The following is a 16816-nucleotide window of genomic DNA, read 5'->3' as shown; positions in this document are numbered from 1 at the left end:
CGCGTCCTCTCGACGCACCGCCATTGCGCTCGACCGCGCCAACCGGCCGTCCTCGCCAGCGTCGGCCACCGTCACGGGCCGCTCAGGACTCTGGCCCCGACGAGTTCGGCCAGCAGGTCGATGGCCTGGCGTTCTTCGTCGATGGTCGGCGGTCCGGTCGCCAGCACTGCGCTGAGGTAGTCCTGGCGCTCTGGGTCGATCGGCTCGGCCACTGCGGTGATCGCCCCGGTCTGGTTGTCGCGGGGCTGCTCGCGGGCATCTTCGCGAATACCGAGCCAGTCGTGCCAGGTGGCGCGTTCGCGCTGATGTCGCTGGATGCGTTGAGTCCTCAGCTCATCCAGGTGATGGGCCGTGGCGATCTCCTCGAGGGTGACTGTTCCCGGGCCGACGTGGCCTCGTCGGCGAGTGATCAGTCCCGCGGTGGCAAGCGCGGCCAGCGTCTCGTATCCGGTGCTGGTCCCCACGTGAGCGGCCGCGAACACGTCTCGGGGGTCGGTGAGCCCGCGGTGCACAATTAGTTCATAAACGCGCCGGTGCCGATGCCCGATCACTTTCCAGGCCGTGTGGACGTCTTCGACCCGGGTCGCCGCGATCACTTCTGGTGTCGTTTCCACCAGATTCTGTCTGGTCAGGGCGTAGTAGTCGGGCCGGCGCCCTTGCGCCACACGGGTCCGAACCAGGGGAGAGCCGGGCTGATCGCGCGTGTCGCGCAGGAATTGCCACACAGTGGTCTCGCTCAACAGGCCGGTGGCGATCGACAGTGACCGCCCGCCCACCCCGACTACGGCCACGCCGTTGACGATCTCTCCGGCCCGTACCGCATGCACTGCCAGCGCCTGGTAGATCGCCGCCCCGATCCAGCGGTAGGGGTGACCGGGGTATTCGGTTTCCACCCATGCGGTCGCATTGGCCAGCCACTGCCGGTGGAGCTCTGGGCCCTTGCCGCCCCCCCGTGTGTGTATCTGTACTTGTGCGCAGACAGGCCGGAAAAGGGGGCTGTTGGTGGCCGCCCAGGTCAGGGCCTTGCGGAAGTCGCGGTGCAGCGCGGCGCGGGCGTTGTGGTGGTAGCGGGCATAGGCGGCGCCTAGTCCGCGCTGCCAGGGCCGGCCGGGGGCGATCAGGGCCTCGACGGTGGCGAGGCTGTGACCGTGCAGGACGGCGTGCGCCAGGACCGACTGGCGGGCCTCGGAATGGCTTGCCCAGGTGGTGTCGGGGGGAAGCTGGCCGGTGGTGGCATACGCGGTGATCCGCTCGGGCAGCTCTGCGGTGCGGGTGTATTCGGGGCGCAGCCGGGTGTGGGGTCCGGTGCCGGTGAGCGCGTGGTGGGCATCCGGCGTCGGGTGGCCGGGCCGGCCGGTGGCGGCGCGGTGCAGGGCGCCGAGCAGGACGTTGAGCCGGGGAAGCAGGGCGGGGTCGGACCGGGTGGCGAAGGCGTCGATGGCGGTGCTCAGCTCACCGTCCAGGCTGCGGTATCCCCCTTCGCGGCACGGTGATCCGGGCACGGTGATGCACCCGGTCTTGGGATTGGTCATCGGGGTCTTGTCCAGGCTGGGCAGCCGCGCTTCCAGGAGCCGCGTCAGTGAGGTGATCTCCGCGGCGGTGGCCGAGGTGCCGGCGGCTAGGGGCACCAGGATGTGGCGGCCCCCGCTGCTGGACTGATCGGTGACCGCCACCCCGCCGCATTCGGTGATCCAGGACAGGGCGCGGGTGAAGTCCGCGTCGACGGTGTCCTGACCGTGACGTTTGGTGTCAAAGTCCAGCGCCAGGACTTGGGTGCGCCCGTGCAGGTAGAGCAGCACCGCGGCCGGGACACGGGGCAGTCTGCTGGTGAGGGGGGTGCTGCGGTCGAACTTGTTGGTGGCCGGGTTCCAGGTGCGGATGGCGGGTCGGGCCGCGATGAGGTGGGCCAGCGCTTTCCAGGTGGTGGCCGGGTCGGTGCCAGCACCGGCCGGGGCAGTGGTGGGCATGGGTTAGGCGATTCCGGCCAGGTCGGGACCGCTGGTGGGGTGCAGGCGACCCTGGGTGTCGAGGTGAACCCAGCGGTGTTGGCGCCACAGCATCGGCGCGTTGCTGGTGGCGCAGCGCGGGTCCACGAGGTATCCGAGGTCCAGGGCGGTGGGGATGTCGGTGTGCTCGATCAGGTCGATGCAGTTGCGGCAGGCGGCGATGGCGTCGGCGGGGCTGGTGAGCGCGGTGGGGGCCGTGCGGTGGCGTCGGGTGAAGATCGCCGACTGCTGGTGGGTGCAGGCCGGAGCCATGATTTCGCAGTGTCCGCTGGCGCGGGCGGTGATCAGCGCGGCCAGTGCCGGGGCGGGGGGCGTGGTGGGGAGTGTGCCGACCCGGCTGCGGCGGGCGCGCGGGCTGCCAGCGGGCGCCGGTGGTGGTGTCGGCGGATGTGGCTGCGGGTCAGGGAATTCGGGTGTCAGGCTGGGGCCGATGTCCGGGTGGGACAGGCCCAGCAGGTGCTGCTTTGTGGCGAAGTCGCCGTCGATCCAGACCCCGGCCCACATGCCGTAGTTGGGTCGGTTGCGTATCGCTGCGGCCGCGCAGCAGCTGCGATTGGCGCAGTTGAGGCACTGGCGGCGAGTGAGGGCTCGTCGGCTTGGATCGAACCAGTCGTCGGGGTTTTGCTGGCAGGGTAGGGACGGTGACGAAGTGTCAGTCTTGTGGTTCACGGAGGTGTCCTCTATCGTGAAACCGGCCTGGCTAGGCGTGGTTTCTGTTGTCAGAGGCCATATCCGGAGTCGCTAGCTCCGGTGCAGGTGTCCCCGCTTCGGCGGGGATTTCTGCGTTTGGGCCGTGTGAAGTTGTCGTGGTCGGCTCGCCGGCGGCGGGGCGCTGGGGAGTGCGTGGGTTCCGGCGACTCCTAGTGACTGGTGTTGTCTGTGTCTTTGGTGGGACAAGAGTGACATAAGGGCGCGGTTAAACCGCGCAGACACGCCGCGCGGTTTAACCGCACGCATGCAGGGGCATCGCCCCGCGGCGGCTGCCCGTAGCGGCAGACAGTCTGGCCGCGCGGCTGTGGAACACGTATTGAGACCAGGCCGGCGTTGCGAAGGTGTGCCCTTAGGGTCTCGGACGCTGTGGTGCGCGGGGTGTGCGGGCGTCGTGACCGGTTCTGCCGGCCTGCGACCGTCGCATAGCGACGTCGGCGCCGGTAGCGTTCTCGGGGCAGATAAGTGCAAGTCAGCGGTTGTATAGGGGCGCTCATGACTGACCTGGTGCTAGATGCGATCGATATCCTTCTCCCACCTGGGTTGCGGGTTCTGTTGAAGGGCGCTGAGGCATTGTTTGGCGGCCACAAGCCGCAAGCGGACGGGGGTGGATTGACGCCGAGCCGCCGTGTCGAGCAGATCCTCAACGAGACACCGCCGCCGGGGCCGGTAACGCCTCCCGGGGGTAGTGGTGGTTTGCGCGATGGGCTTGACCGCGCTGGGGAGGCTTACCAGCAGGCTGGTGGTGCGGCAGCGGCGGCCGACGCGAGGCTGGCGCACCTGCTGAAGCAGATTTTCGCGTCCAACGAGGTGCTTCGGAACAAAGTCACCGCCATCATCGGCGAGATTGAATCGGCTCGCACGAAGATCGCGGCCGATCCGACGTTGGCCAACGATCCGCGCGGGATGAAGCGTTTCGGGGAGTTCGTCGACCAAAAGCTGGGCGAGATCGAGCAGCTGATGGAGTCCGCCAAGGTCGAAAGCGCTAAGCAGGCGGATCTGCTCGATGCGCTCACCGATGACTATCGCGCCGCGGCGGCAACTGCCCATCAGCAGACCAGCGGGAAGGACGATTCCCACACCGGCGGCGGTAGTGGTGGCGGGGCCGCTGCTGACGGAGGGGGCGGCGGAGCCGCTGGTGGGGGAGATCCCGGTGCGGCCGGGGCAGGATTGAGCGATCCGTTGGCCGGCATGGGCTTGCCCGGCGGGTTGGGCGGGATGGCCGATCCGATGTCGATGCTGGGGCCAGCCTTGGCCGGGATGGGCTCGATTCCGGGCGCGCTGGGTGGGTTGGCCAGCTCACTTCCGGCCGGTGCGATGGGGTTGGCGCCTTTGGCTGGCCAAATGGCGGGCGCTGGGTCCGGGGATGGGTTCAAAGACCAGGCCGCTCGGGAGGCAGCGAAGCCGGCCGATTTCATCGACGATGGGCACGGCAAAGCTGGCGGGGGGGCCAAGGCCGACGACGCTGCCGCCGATGGACATGGCAGCGGGGACAAGAAGCCGGAAATCTCCCCGTCGCCGGTGCCAGCGCAGACGCCGCCGGCTGGCGCGGTGCCGGCCAGCGCCGGCGCAGACCCGGCGATGGTGCAGATGCCCGATGGTTCGCCGGTGACCGCGCCGTCGGGGCAGCATGCGACGGCGCTGCGTTCGGTGCTCAACGGGATGTCGGTGACCGAGGCGTGGAAGTCGGCGCATGTCGATTTGCCGCCGCCAGGTACCCCGGTGACCGACCCCGCCGATCCCAGCCACTTAGCGCCGGGCGCGGTTGCTCAGTTCAAGGCTCGCGAAGCTGTCATGTACATGGGTAATGGGAAGATTTGGTTGGACGGCCAGCTACAGCCCCAGAGCACATTGCCAACTGCGGATTTTTTGGGTTGGGTTGACCCGACTCAGCAGGCTGGCGCCGCGCCGGTGACGTTACCGCCACCCCAAGCGCCGACAGGTACGTAATTGGTTGTGGTTGAAGGGATATGCGGGCGGATGGCCGACAGCGATGAGCAAGCCGCGTCCGAGCCCACTATCGTCGAGTGCTCTGCTGATGGCGCGCTGCTGATCGAGGTCGACTACTCCGGTGAGCAGGTGCGGGTGCAGTTGGAGCCGGAGGCGGCCACCTGGCCCATGGAGGTGCTGGCCGACCGGATCATTCGCTTGCATCGTGTGGCCTTGATGCGCGCCCGGGCCGACAGGCGACTGGTCGAGAATTTCGGGGTCAGCCCGACCAGGGGATGGCCAAGTCACGCGGAAGTCGAGGAATACCGCCGCTCAGCCATCGATTTCTGAGCGTCCCCGACCATGCAGAAGGGCGCATCGAGTGGTTAGGCTAGCAAACAGCAAGTTCGGAGTGTAGGAGGTGAAAGTCGGTGGCCGCAGAGGTTGTGCTCGACGTCGACGAATGGCACGAACATGCACGGTGGTGGGACGCGGAGGGGCCTCGGGTTCGCGAGCAGCTCAGTGTGAGCCCTGAGGTCTTGAAGGAGTCCCGCTCGATGTTCGGCAAAATCGGGTCCTCCACGGTGGGGGCCGCGTTGCAGGAGCTTTTGCAGGCCCGGGCGGACGCCGGGCAGTCCTTGGGACGCTATTGCGAGGGCGTGGCCGGTCAGATCCGTACCAGCCTTGCCGCCTACACGCAGTCCGAGGACACCAACCAGCGAACGCTGCGCACGTAACGTTGGCCGATTCGGTGCGGGCCGACACCGCGGCACTGAGGTCGGCCGGATCGCGGGCAGCAGCCGCGGCGGCCAGCGCATCGCCGGGGGTCGGCCACGTACAACCCTGCGCGCCGGACGTGGTATCTGTGGGCGCCAGCGCCCGCTTTGACGCTCAGGTCGTCCTGGCTCGCTGGTACACGACCGTGGCGAATCGGATGGCCCGCCAGTTCGGTGTATTGCTGGATGCCGGTGCTGATGCCTATGACGGGCAGGAAGCGGCGTCGTCAGCGATGTTGGGCGGGGCGGCGCTGCCAAGCGCGGCGGCCGGGGTGTCTTCACCGACGGCAGCACTCGAGGCTGCGGCCTGGTTCGAAGGTGGGCAACCATCCCCGCTGCCGAGCATGCCGGGCGGGCAGGTTCCGGCGTCACCCCGCGATATCGCCCGCCTGATCGACAGCGGCCGCACGGGTCCTGGACCACCGGCGTGGCAGGCGGTGGCCGAAAGTCTGCGGACGGAGGCGGGCCGTCTGCAGCGGGCCTCCGAGCAGCTGGCGAGTGCAATCGCTGCAGCGCAATTCGGGTGGAATTCGACAGCGGCTGATGCGGCGCTGGCGCGGATGCGTTCGTTGCAATCCTGGTTTGACGGTCACGCCACGTACGTACGCGGCCTGGCCGCCGCTGCGACGGGGCATGTGGAGGATTTCCGGGCGGCCGCGGCGCAGATTCCGGAGTTTTCTGCGGTCGTCGCGGCCGAGCGTGAGTTGCGCGCCGCCAACGACGCCAATGTTCGCAGCCGAGGCGCCTTGCAGCCGGCGGTGGTGCGGGCTCAGGTCCAGTTGAGCAGGCTGTACACGCAGTCGGCCGACGGCTTCAAAAACTACACATCCGCTGCGGGGGCGACCTCGCCGCATCCCCCGCCGGCGCCGCCGGCGTGGACACCGGGGTCGCACCCGGAGCCGGTTCCGACCTCCGGCCCGGGCGAGGCGGTGCTCGCACACAAAACCGATGCGGCGCCGGCGAACGCACCACTGGAACCGCTGGATGCCGGCAATGGGGTAGGGGAGGACGTGGTATCCGCGGGTCCGACGTGGCCGCCGACCGGAGTGGACCCAGACGCGGTCGATGTGCGGCTGGCCGATGCGCTGCCGGATGCGGCGGCGGTCGCGCCGCAAGTGATCCCGGCGATTGTCGGCGGCGTGGTAGGCGGAGCCGGTGGCGCGCTGGGCGGACTGACGGGGGCCGGGAGCAAGGCCCTGCAGGGGTTGCAGCCGGCGTCGATGATGAGCGGTCTTGGCGAGCAGCCGGGCGGCGGCGGGCCGCAGCAGGGCGGGGAAGAGCCGCCGCAGGAGCCGCCGCCGTCGCCCGGTGGTGGGCATCCGGCAGCGCCGGGTGGTGGCGCGGGCGGGGAGCCAGGGGACACGGAGCCGGCCTGGGCTCAGGGTTCGTTGAGTGCGCCGCCAGGTCTGTCGGCCGCCCCGGCGGCCGCTGCGCCGATGTCGGCGCCGGTGGCAAGTGGCGCGGTGCCGGAGGCTGCGCCGGCTGCCGGGGCGCCGACGGGTGCGATGGTGCCGCCGATGATGGGCGGGCCGCGTGGGGGTGGGTCGGGGGATGACAAGAACCAGCTGTATAAGGATCGGGAGCTTAAGGTGGTGGCCCCACCCAATAGCGAGCCGGTGAAGGGTCGTCGCGAAGGGCGCGGGAATAGGGACGGAGCTGCGAAGTGACCGACGACGACTACGTGGACACGGTGACGCAGGGCCTCAGGGAGTCGCGGTCCTGGATGGCGCAGTTCAATGATGTCGTGCAGCGGGCAATGCAGTTCGACCCGGTCAGCGACGTGGTGGCTGCGACGTTTGACGGGGATGGGTATTTGCAGGACTTGGTTATCGATCCGACCGCGCCTGCGCAGTACACGCACACCGAGCTGGAAGAGCTGATCACGCTGGTGCTGCGCGACGGCAGCGCCAAGCTGCGTGAGGCGATGCGCAAAGCGGTGGAGCGGTATTTCGGGACCGACTCGGCATGGCGGGAGATGGACGCGCTGGCGGATGAGTGGTGACCGCGATCGATCAGGGGACCAGGCGCCGGGCGAGACGGAAGGGGTCGCTGCCCCTAATCCCGACTGCACCTCTCCGCAATTTGATCGGCATGCGCCTCGTCGGTGAACTCTCCGCCGTGGCGTCCCGATAACGAAGGTCTTGGGACGTTGGTCAAGTCGGCGCGTGGCCCTTCAGGTGAGTAATTACAGTATGATTTCTATACATGCTTGAGTTTGAGTTTGATCCCGCCAAGAGCGCGGCAAACCTGGTCAAGCACGGCATCGACTTCACTGCGGCGCAGTCCATTTGGCGGGATACACACCGCATTGAGGTTCCGGCACGCACGACGGATGAGCCGAGGTGGATGGTGATCGGTCAGATTGATGGCCGATGTTGGTCAGCAGTTGTGACCTACCGAGATGAACACGTCCGGATCATCTCGGTACGTCGCTCACGGGAAGGCGAGGTCGCGATTTATGAAGGCTAACGAGTTCGACGAGCGGTTCGATGCCGGAGAGGACATGGCGGCCGCTCTGGATACGACACGGGCGCGGCGGCCCAGCGAGGAACACCGGCGGGTAAACGTCGACTTCCCAGCATGGATGGTTGCCGAACTCGACCGCGAAGCCACCCGGCTCGGAGTCACCCGCCAGTCACTGATCAAGGTCTGGATCGCCGAAAAACTCGACCACGGCGACCACACTGCAGCCTGACCGAATCTCTAACGTAATCGGCGCGGCGGCGTTAGCCCTGGGGGGATCAGTCCGGCTGCTGTCGTGTTGAGACGCGTTCCCACCAGTTGATGGTTTCAGCGTCGGTTGTCATCCGATCGAGGATGTGAGCGATCATCTCGATGTGTGTTCCGCCGCCGGACCAGCAGAACTTCCACAGCTCACGGGCTGCCCGGTGATAGTGGTGGATCGTTTCATCGACGGTGTAGGCGTCGACCTCACCGGCGCGATACCGGTCGATCGCAATCGCAACATGTTCGATGAGTTCACCCAGCCGTGCCTCGTGATAGCCGGCCACGGCGTTCCTCGCGGCCTGGCGTTCGGCCTTCGTTGCCACAACACGGGACGATACCCACCATCCGCGGCGCCTCCTGGCCGGCTGGCCGCGGCCGGTACAGTCCTGCGGAGTGTTGGTCAGCGACCTGAACCATTTCCTGGACTTGCCTGACGACGTCCGCGGTCCCGCGCGTCGCCTCGCCGAGCACTTCGGCAACATCGTGCGGGCGGCCACCGCCGGCGACGGTGTCGGTGATCGGTGGACGAGCGCGCTGCCGTGCCGACGGCGACCTGCCCATCGAGCCTGTCCGGGGCGGATCACCATCGTGCGGCACGAACCGCCGGCACCGATCCTGTGGCGGTGCAGCGCGTGCGACGACGAGGGGACCATCAGCAACTGGGAAGACTCGCCGTACGACTTGCGGCGACGGCGGCTCACCGCCGTCGGCGCGGTCCACGAGGTCGTCATCGAAGATGAGGTGGCCTCGGCACTACGGGAACTGGTCTTTCTTGACCCCAACTGCGAACGGCTTGTGTTCGGGATGCGCTCCCACCGCAATCGCGCCGCCCTGCACGCCAGCGACGACGACCTCGAGGAATTGATCGGATCTGTTGCCGCCGAAGCCAACCACGAATCCAACCGGCGCCGACAGCGTCGCCTCGATGCCGCGTTCGACTCACTCAGCACCGCAGCCCAGACCCTCCACGGCCGGTGACGCGATGGCCCTGCCGGAACTGGACGTCACGCGAGTGCGACGGTGGTGCGCGGCACGGGTTCCCGAGCACGCACTGCACCAAGTGGGCGTCGAATGCGAGATCGCCCCACGACACCTCACGGACATCGCTAACCCGCTTCTGGCGGGGGACCGCCGGTGAGCGAGCTCGCCGACAGGGTCCTGCCACTGATCCGTACCAGGGCCGATGTCTACCGATGGGCCACCGCCAATAGCCACGGACAGCGGATGCACGCCGCCCTGGACATCCTCGAGGCCGCGCTGCCGACGGCCGATCCGGCCGAGGCGTACTCAGTGACCCACAAAGCACTAGGCAGCGCGATCAAAATCATCGCCCGGGCCGATGACTCCAGCGGCATCATCGGCGACGCCTGCCGGCGCCTTCTGGAACTGCATCCAAAGGTCGCCGCCGCTGCCAACGGTGCGGCGGCGAAACTCATCGACTGGATGATGACGTTCCAATTCGACGGCGACGTCGACTATTTCACCCTCGATCCGGTGGCCTACGCCCCCGCGCTGGGCCAGGCCGGGATGGCCGCTTACCGGGCACGATGATGCAGATCGAGGCCGGTCTAGGCCAGCGTCCCAGCCAAGCCGATCGCTGGACATCGCAGCACTCACATGAGCGGTTCACCCTCGACTGGAACGCCCGCAGGTTGGCCGTGCTCGACCGGGATATCGAGGCGATCATCCGCACACATGCCCCGGACCGACGCGTCGCGGCCTCGTTGCAGGACACCGCCGAAGCCTTCGAAGAGATCGGGCAGACCGACCTGGCCATCGATTGGGCCAAACAGGCCACCGATTTCGATGACGGCCATCAATCCTGCCGCGCCGCCGACTACTGGTGTGAACTCCTCGACGAACACCGGCCGCACGAATCACTGCCCGCTGCTTTCTCATCTTCCGTCGTTGGCCGTCGGCGACAACGGCAACACGTCTGCACGCCGCAGCCGGCGCCTCCTGGCCCGACTATCGAGCCGAAGTCATGACCACCCTCGCGTCACATCCCCGTGATGCCGTGATGTTCGCCCTGCGCACCCTCCGGGATGTTGTATTCGCCTGGGATCTCGCGCATTCACTCGCACTCGCCGACGACCCGACATGGAGCGAACTGGTCAAGGCCTACGAGAAGATCGACCCACTGGCCGCCCTTCCGTTCTGTAGCACCTTGTGGAGAACGAACTGGTGGCGGCCAAGGCCCAGAACTACCGCTTCGCGGCGCGACGGCTGGCGAAGATGCGCCGACTGGCGGTCAACAGCGACCACTCACAAGCGGTCGACACACTGGTCGCCCAATTACGCGAGACCCACCGCCGCCGACCACGACTCCAACAGGAATTCGACCGCGCCGGACTGCCCTGAACACCGACCGGATGCCGTCAGCGTTCCTGAACCTTTCGGTGGCCATTGGCGTTTATGCCAGCAACTCCGAGACGGCAAGGATCCCACTGTCGGTGATGGTTGCAACCGACCTTGGCGTAGTTCCTCATGCGAGATATCGGTAGGCGGTGCCCCGGCCGATGCCGAAGGCGGCCGCCAGTTCTTTGACGGGTTCGCCGGTGGCGGCCAGTCGGCGTAGTTGTTCTTGGCGTTTGGCGCTGAGTCTGGGGGGTTTGGTGGCTGGCAGCTGACGGGCCCGCCGGGATCGGCGTGAGGCGGCGCGGCGTTCCCTGCCGAGTTCGAGCTCAAGCTCGGCGAGGGTGGCCATAATCGCCGCGACCACACGGCCGATGGGCGTGGCGGTGTCGATGCCTTCGCGTATGGCGCGCAACAAGATTCCGCGCTAACCGAGTTCGGCGATGGTGCGGGTCACCTGGACTACCGAACGCCCCAGCCGGTCGATGGCGGTGACAATGACGGTGTCCCCGGCACGGGCGTAGTCCAGCAGTGCCGCCAGTCCAGGCCGGTCGGTGCCGGCCGCTCCGGAGAGGGTGTCGGTGAAGATCATCCGATCGGCCTCGACGCCGGCTTCGGCCAGGGCACGGCGGGGCGGGCGGCAACGCCGGCATGCTGGCCGGCGATGACGCCGGCGGGGCGGGGGCAAGCCCGGGCTGATCGGCGACGGCGGTAACGGCTGTAACGGCGGGACTGGAACGGCGCTGGGTGCCGCCGGCGCCGGCGGCACCGGCGGGCTGCTGTTCGGCCAGGGCGGGATGACCGGGTTGACGTAGCCGGCGGGGCCGCGGCCGCTCATTGCTTTCGGGACGTCCACCCGCCCTGGCCGCCTCGACCCACATCAACGGCCCGGCCTTTCCCGGCGTGTCCAACGAGGCGTGTCACGGCCACTGAAATGCCCGTTGGGCCACGACTGGCTGCTGGTGGAGACATGGGCAAGGAACCCGTCGTGGTAGCGGGCCTCCCCTTAGCAACGGAACGAATCTGGTCCCCCTTTGGCCACCGGAGAGGAGTCAGGCGGCCGGTGATCGGAGCGGGTCGTGCAGCGCCGACGTCAGACGGCCTCGCTATTCCGCCTCGCGAGCTCGGCGCCGGAAAGGAAGCCAACCGGCCAACGGCACGCTATCCGCGCCGATGAATGACGGACAACACCGTCACCGTCACGTGATCAAATACCACCCTTCGCCAGGGACCAGATCCGCTCCGTTGACTAAGGAAACCCCTATTAGCTATCTGGCGTCCCTCGCCACGTGATTCCGTCGACGCGCGGCGTCCTCGAGAGCCTGCCGAACAGCAGCCCGGCCCGGGCCGGACAGTGCTTGGCGGCCAACGAATTTGGCCCGACGTGAGTCGTCAAGTTCAGCTACTAATACGGTCTCGCGGGCCTGCCGGAGGGCCAGCGCTTGCGCGTCGCGGGCGTCGTCGAGGGCTGCGGGTCGTGCGTCGAGGTTGTCGCGACCGTGCCAGGCCAGGATCGCGCCGAGCAATCCGATGGGCTTGTGCGGGCTGTCGGGTATCCAGTGCCCGGTGCTCAGCCAGTCGGTGACCAGCTGGTTGAGATCGCGCGGGGTCCAGCCATGACGTGCGGGACGAGCCAGGATGCGAGACCAGGCCGCCGAGCTGTGCCGCCGGCACCACGGCGGTGCTCCGGTATGCACCCGCCACGCTTTGGCCAGGGCCAGCCCCCCTTCGTCTGGGCTGCGGCGGCGCGTAGCGGCGCGTTGCCGTCGGCCGCAGTGCCGGCGGTGGGTAGTAAGAGATATCGATAAAGACCTCTTCGAGGTAAAGACACCACTACGTGGGTGGGATGACAAGCTATGGATAAGACGGCTCAGCTGCTGGTTGTCGTGGAGCGCCCACACCGAGGCCCAGCCGCGGCCGCGGTCGCCGACGCGCCATGACGCCAACCGCTCGGCCCGGGTGCGCTGCCTGCCCCGCAGGACTTCGGTGGCCACGCCCAGCAGTCGTAGGGCTTCATCCACCCGCTGAACGGTGCGCACTGTGTAGCCGGTGTCTTGCGCGAGGCGCTCGTTGGTGGGCCGTGAGTTGCGGCCGGTGGCGTGATCGGCGTAGCGCGCCCGCGCCGCGGCGACGGCGACAAGGGCCTGGCGGCTGACACCTCCGTTGTACATCAACGGACGGATCTGGTCATAGTGCAGGTCGTAGGCGATCGGCACCGTCCAGTGCGCCCACCGGGCAGCCCGGCCCGCCCAGCACGGCAGCCCGCGATAGGCGTCGTCGCCCAGGTCGAGCTGGATGGCCGGCGGCAGTAAACGGCCACCAAGGTCGCGGCAGCCGGCCGCCATAAGGACATGTGCTCGCGGCCGCGTATGCGCAACGCCGCGCCGCGGAGAGCGGGAGCTACAGCCGCGGTAAAACGGTGGCGGCGAGAGAGATTGGTGTGTTGCTGGACTTGTTACTGAAAAGCCACGGTGCGCCAGTGAAACCGGACATGGGTATGCGCTACCGTGAGACGAGTCAGGCACGACACGTCCCTTCGGGGAAATGGGTGGGAAGACCCAGAACCGAGCGCCAACTCGGTTCGAACCTTCAGACATGGCCCCGCTTCGCGCGGGGCCTTTGTCATGTCAGATGGGGGTTAGTCCGCACCCGCTATTGAGATGCTCACGTCTGCTCCGCGAAGCCGCCCACCGGGCCACGGAGCCCCGGGTTTCACATCGCCAGGGGCAACTCCTGCCGCTACTTCTTCTCGAGCTCACGGGCCGAATCTGGGCGGCGTGTGTGGATCGCGACAAGATCAGCTAGATGCTGCGACATCGAGGAGACCCCGGACTTCACTGACTTCGCCTCAAGCAGAGGTACGACTTCGTTTGTCGGCTCCGGTTGAATCTTGCGCAGGTTCTTCCGGTCGAAAAGTAAGCAGGTTTACTGGGTTGAGTTTGCCTGACGGTCGGCTTCGACGGAGGGCAGGGACTCGATTGCGGTGTGTTTGATGCGGTAGCTGGCGCCTTTGAGGGCGATGACGTCGGCGTGGTGCACGATGCGGTCGATCATCGCTGAGGCGATGGTGGCTTCGCCGAAGACTTGACCCCAGCGAACTGGAGCTGGCACATGTTCGTTGTGGCTGTTTTCTGCTGCTAGCTGGGCTTTCGAGTGGTCTGTGTGTCTTGCAGATATTCAAGTCATCGTCGCGATATGTTAGGTGCTGCCTTAACTAGTTAGGCGGGAAGAAGGTGTGCGGCTAGTGGAGGGTCTGCGGCTGATTCCCGGTGGTGCCGTACCGGTCGAGCCTGTTGTCGCGGATCCTGTTGTGTTTCAACGTGAATGCGTTGATGCGTTCGTGGCGTCGTGGCATGCCCGAGGATTCAGCCTGGTGACGATCGACAACGATGTTGGGCTGTTGGAGCGGACGTTGGCGGCGCTGGGGCGGCCGGCGTGGGATGTCACCAGTGAGGACATCGATCGGGTGGTCGGTGAGCTGGCGGTGGCGGGGCGGGCGGCATCCACGCGGCGGGAGTATGTGCAGATCTTCAAGGGGTTCCATCGGTTCCTGCAGACCCGGAAGGCGGCCGAGATCGAGGCCGCGTTCGGGGCGCGGCTGGTGTGCCCGGTGGACGAGTTCAACGCCTCTCGGCATGTGGGCGACGACTCGCCGGCGGTTGCGGCGCCGCCGACCCCGGAGCGGGTGAGCGAGTTCTTCGAGTTCCTGAAGTCGAGGATTGCCACGGCGCGCAAGTACGCGCCGGCCGCGCGGGACTACGCGATGTTCCGGACCTTGTATCACGCTGGCCTGCGGTCGGAAGAGTCTGCGCTGTTGGAGATTCCGGACGTGCATTTCGGACGTGGACCGTTCGGCAAGTTGCACGTGCGGTTCGGCAAGGCCGCCCACATGTCCGGTCCCCGGCCGCGGTGGGTGCCGATGCTGGACGGGCTGGATGTTCTGTTGCGCTGGTTCCTGGCCGATGTGCGCCGCAAGTTCCCGGACTCGCCGGTGCTGTTCGCCGACGAGTCCGGCGGCCCATTGCATCGTGGCACGATCCGCAACCGGTTGCGGTATTTGATGGAGCTTGAGGGCCGACCGGTCGCGGAGCGTTTCAGCCCGCATGCGTTGCGCCGTGCCTGCGCGACCCACAACTACGAGCGTGGTGTGGATCTGGTTGCGATTCAACAGCTTTTGGGGCATTGGACGGTGAGTTCGACCATGCGGTATGTGCGGCCGTCGGCGACGTTCATCGAGGACGCCTACCGACGCGCGGTCACCTCGACGCTGGCCGAGTTGAGCGGAGAGGACGGGACGGGATGAAGATTCGATGGCGGTTGCGGATGGCTGCGGCCCAGCGCGAGGTGTGGACTGGCACCGAGCTGCGGCGGCTACTGGCTGAGCGGGCGGGTCTGGAGTTGTCGGCGGCGTCGGTGTCGGCGCTGTTGACCAAGGAGCCCAGCCAGATCAAGCTCTCAACGCTGATCGCGTTGTGTACCGCGCTGGACTGCACCCCAGACGACCTGTTCGAGGTCGACACCACCCCAGTCGAACAGCCCGCGGCCCCTCCGCGCCCGGTCGCCTCGGAGCCGAGGACCGCCACCGCGCGGGGCCGGTCGATGCCGCCGATGTAAACCCCACGGAGATCTCGGAATGGGTTGCGGCTGATGGGGAAACGGCAACGGGACTGCCTCGACTGCGGAGCGCCGGTGGGATACATCGGCCGCGAGCACTGCTGCCGATGCACCCGCCGGTTACGGGCGCAGGCGGCCAAGGCGCGATGCCCGGGCTGCGGTCGAGACCGGATGCTGCTGCCGGAGACGGACCGGTGCGTGCTGTGCTCACGCCGCTGCCGCGAATGCGGCGGGCAGATTCGATTCCGCGGTAAGACAATGTGCCGCCCATGCCAGAAGCGGGCCGCGCTCGCCGACGCGAAGTCGCCGTGCCCGCGTTGCGGAAAGCCCGGCTATCTGCGGGCTGCGACCGGGTGGTGTGGCTCGTGCTCCCGGCCCGGCCCGGCAAAGGATCCGCCCCGCATCTGTGCGAGCTGCGGCGAGTTGCGCCGCCACGCCGGGCGCGGCATGTGCGGGCGATGCTGGCAGCGCCACCCGGACCGGCCATTCGTGCGCGGCGAGACACTGGCCGCCCGGCTCACCGAACCACCGGACTGGCTCGACGACTTCGTCGCGCATCTGGCCGCCCACCACTGCCCCGGTCGCGCCTGCGTGCTGATCACCACGCTGTCTCGGCTGCTCGAAGACGAACACCCCAACCACCCGCACAGCGTGCTCGAGCGGGCCCGCCGACCCGGCCGGTCGATGGGGTCACTGGCACGTGCCCTCGAGACGTTCTTCACCCAGCGCGGCCTGGCGATGGCCACCGACCAGGACCAGCGGCTCGCCGCCGGACGGCGCAAGAAGCGGATCGACGGCGCACCAGCCGGGATGCGCGCCGCTGTCGCGGTCTTCGCCGAGTCCATGCTGCGCTCTCGTGATCGGGCTCGGCGTGCGGGCACCCGGCCCCGTGCCGACCGAACCATCGAGTCAGCGTTGGCCATTGTGCGCGACCTCGCCTGCTTCCTCGATACCCAACGCGGCAAGCAAGATTGGGCACTGGTGGACGTCGCCGATATTGAGGCGTTCCTCGCCGAGTTGCCGAACACCCGAGCGCGACGTCTGACTGTGTTGGGCCAGTTCTTCCGGTTCGCCCGCAATCGCCGCCTGGTGCTCGTCGACCCGACGCGAGGAATTTCGGCCAAGCGGTACAGGGGATTTCGTGGCCGCACCCTCACCGTCACGCAACAACGAACACTGTTTCGCCGCTGGAGCGCCGGCCCCGCGTCGCATCCGCACGAGGCCCTCTTCGGGCTCCTTGCCATATTGCACGGTGTCTCCAGCCGTGAGCTGCGCTTGCTGGAGGTCGACCACATCGACGCGAGTGATCGCACGATCCGCCTCGGCAAGCGCCCACACCCGGTGCCGCTGGACCCGGTCAGCTGGACCGCTGTGCAACGCAGTCTCGATCACCGCGACACCCTGCGCACCAACAACCCGCATGTGATCGTCACCCGCGGTACCAAGGCCGACCGGCGACCGGCGTCCGAGGCGTATATGGCTCATCTGCTCGATCCGTGTGGCCTGCCACCCAAGATGCTGCGCACGACCCGGCTGGCCGATCTGGTCAATACGATCGACCCGAAACTCGTCGCGGCAGCGTTCGGGATGAGACCCGAGGGAGCGATGATCTACCTCGCCGATCACCTCGACGATGGCCGACTGCCCGACCGGCTCGCCGAACCCCGATAAGTGCGAACGTGTCACGTTTCGACGCCACTT

At 67.5% G+C, this 16816-nt stretch carries 18 protein-coding genes and 2 pseudogenes; 14 read left to right on the top strand and 6 right to left on the bottom strand.

Going from position 1 to position 16816, the window contains the following annotated elements:
- Positions 1-71: 71 nt before the first annotated feature.
- Together AC5Y7D_RS23450 and AC5Y7D_RS23445 are read right to left on the bottom strand one after the other, a co-directional pair.
- Complete coding sequence (locus AC5Y7D_RS23450; RefSeq protein ID WP_499928168.1) at positions 72-1967, bottom strand: hypothetical protein; 1896 nt, start codon at positions 1965-1967, stop codon at positions 72-74.
- Between the two features lie 3 nt (positions 1968-1970).
- Positions 1971-2675 (bottom strand): WhiB family transcriptional regulator, encoded by a 705-nt coding sequence (locus AC5Y7D_RS23445; protein WP_499928166.1) that lies wholly within the window; start codon positions 2673-2675, stop codon positions 1971-1973.
- 534 nt (positions 2676-3209) lie between these two features.
- On the opposite strand from AC5Y7D_RS23445, the gene AC5Y7D_RS23440 reads away from it, so the two are divergent.
- The 7 genes from AC5Y7D_RS23440 to brnA all read left to right on the top strand — a co-directional run bounded on the left by AC5Y7D_RS23440 (position 3210) and on the right by brnA (position 8114).
- The gene (locus tag AC5Y7D_RS23440; RefSeq protein WP_499928164.1) at positions 3210-4664 is read left to right on the top strand and encodes a DUF4226 domain-containing protein; all 1455 of its coding nucleotides are present in this window, start codon (positions 3210-3212) and stop codon (positions 4662-4664) included.
- Positions 4665-4694: 30 nt separating this feature from the next.
- Positions 4695-4994, top strand: coding sequence for a DUF2694 domain-containing protein (locus AC5Y7D_RS23435; RefSeq protein WP_499928162.1), 300 nt, complete (start codon positions 4695-4697; stop codon positions 4992-4994).
- 80 nt (positions 4995-5074) lie between these two features.
- Positions 5075-5380: a type VII secretion target gene (locus tag AC5Y7D_RS23430; RefSeq protein WP_499928160.1), complete on the top strand. Its 306-nt coding sequence runs from the start codon at positions 5075-5077 to the stop codon at positions 5378-5380.
- A gap of 14 nt (positions 5381-5394) precedes the next feature.
- Complete coding sequence (locus AC5Y7D_RS23425; protein WP_499928223.1) at positions 5395-7086, top strand: PPE domain-containing protein; 1692 nt, start codon at positions 5395-5397, stop codon at positions 7084-7086.
- Complete coding sequence (locus tag AC5Y7D_RS23420) at positions 7083-7421, top strand: YbaB/EbfC family nucleoid-associated protein (protein WP_499928158.1); 339 nt, start codon at positions 7083-7085, stop codon at positions 7419-7421. Before AC5Y7D_RS23425 ends, AC5Y7D_RS23420 begins: the two co-directional genes overlap by 4 nt.
- 203 nt (positions 7422-7624) lie before the next feature.
- Positions 7625-7888 carry a BrnT family toxin gene (locus tag AC5Y7D_RS23415; RefSeq protein WP_499928156.1) on the top strand — a complete coding sequence of 88 codons (264 nt, stop codon included), beginning with the start codon at positions 7625-7627 and terminating at the stop codon, positions 7886-7888.
- Positions 7878-8114, top strand: a complete 237-nt coding sequence (brnA, locus tag AC5Y7D_RS23410; protein WP_499928154.1) for a type II toxin-antitoxin system BrnA family antitoxin — start codon at positions 7878-7880, stop codon at positions 8112-8114. Before AC5Y7D_RS23415 ends, brnA begins: the two co-directional genes overlap by 11 nt.
- A 46-nt stretch (positions 8115-8160) precedes the next feature.
- Here the strand turns inward: brnA and AC5Y7D_RS23405 are convergent, their stop codons facing one another.
- The gene (locus AC5Y7D_RS23405) at positions 8161-8469 is read right to left on the bottom strand and encodes a hypothetical protein (RefSeq protein WP_499928152.1); all 309 of its coding nucleotides are present in this window, start codon (positions 8467-8469) and stop codon (positions 8161-8163) included.
- A gap of 70 nt (positions 8470-8539) precedes the next feature.
- Between AC5Y7D_RS23405 and AC5Y7D_RS23400 the strand changes: the two genes are divergently transcribed.
- From AC5Y7D_RS23400 to AC5Y7D_RS23385, 4 genes are all read left to right on the top strand, one after another.
- Positions 8540-9124, top strand: a complete 585-nt coding sequence (locus AC5Y7D_RS23400; protein WP_499928150.1) for a hypothetical protein — start codon at positions 8540-8542, stop codon at positions 9122-9124.
- A 156-nt stretch (positions 9125-9280) separates the two neighbouring features.
- Positions 9281-9697: a DUF6880 family protein gene (locus tag AC5Y7D_RS23395; protein WP_499928148.1), complete on the top strand. Its 417-nt coding sequence runs from the start codon at positions 9281-9283 to the stop codon at positions 9695-9697.
- A 101-nt stretch (positions 9698-9798) separates the two neighbouring features.
- Positions 9799-10134 (top strand): hypothetical protein, encoded by a 336-nt coding sequence (locus tag AC5Y7D_RS23390; RefSeq protein WP_499928146.1) that lies wholly within the window; start codon positions 9799-9801, stop codon positions 10132-10134.
- 181 nt (positions 10135-10315) lie between these two features.
- A complete protein-coding gene (locus AC5Y7D_RS23385; protein ID WP_499928145.1) occupies positions 10316-10507 on the top strand; it encodes a hypothetical protein in 192 nt (63 codons plus the stop codon).
- Positions 10508-10631: 124 nt separating this feature from the next.
- Here AC5Y7D_RS23385 and AC5Y7D_RS23380 read toward each other — a convergent pair.
- The 3 genes and pseudogenes from AC5Y7D_RS23380 to AC5Y7D_RS23370 form a co-directional block, all read right to left on the bottom strand.
- A pseudogene (locus AC5Y7D_RS23380) lies at positions 10632-11093 on the bottom strand (recombinase family protein).
- 676 nt (positions 11094-11769) lie between these two features.
- The gene (locus tag AC5Y7D_RS23375) at positions 11770-12846 is read right to left on the bottom strand and encodes a helix-turn-helix domain-containing protein (protein WP_499928143.1); all 1077 of its coding nucleotides are present in this window, start codon (positions 12844-12846) and stop codon (positions 11770-11772) included.
- A 580-nt stretch (positions 12847-13426) separates the two neighbouring features.
- A pseudogene (locus AC5Y7D_RS23370) lies at positions 13427-13597 on the bottom strand (ATP-binding protein); the annotation flags it as partial.
- 139 nt (positions 13598-13736) lie between these two features.
- Here AC5Y7D_RS23370 and AC5Y7D_RS23365 point away from each other — a divergent pair.
- The 3 genes from AC5Y7D_RS23365 to AC5Y7D_RS23355 all read left to right on the top strand — a co-directional run bounded on the left by AC5Y7D_RS23365 (position 13737) and on the right by AC5Y7D_RS23355 (position 16786).
- Positions 13737-14804 carry a tyrosine-type recombinase/integrase gene (locus AC5Y7D_RS23365; RefSeq protein WP_499927616.1) on the top strand — a complete coding sequence of 356 codons (1068 nt, stop codon included), beginning with the start codon at positions 13737-13739 and terminating at the stop codon, positions 14802-14804.
- Positions 14801-15115 (top strand): helix-turn-helix domain-containing protein, encoded by a 315-nt coding sequence (locus AC5Y7D_RS23360; RefSeq protein ID WP_499927614.1) that lies wholly within the window; start codon positions 14801-14803, stop codon positions 15113-15115. Before AC5Y7D_RS23365 ends, AC5Y7D_RS23360 begins: the two co-directional genes overlap by 4 nt.
- A gap of 489 nt (positions 15116-15604) precedes the next feature.
- Complete coding sequence (locus tag AC5Y7D_RS23355; protein WP_499927612.1) at positions 15605-16786, top strand: tyrosine-type recombinase/integrase; 1182 nt, start codon at positions 15605-15607, stop codon at positions 16784-16786.
- Positions 16787-16816: the final 30 nt, after the last annotated feature.

The sequence above is a fragment of the Mycobacterium sp. NGS49 genome, assembly GCF_059812565.1.
Note: the sequence above shows the minus strand (reverse complement) of the source record. Positions and strands in the feature narration are given on the sequence as shown.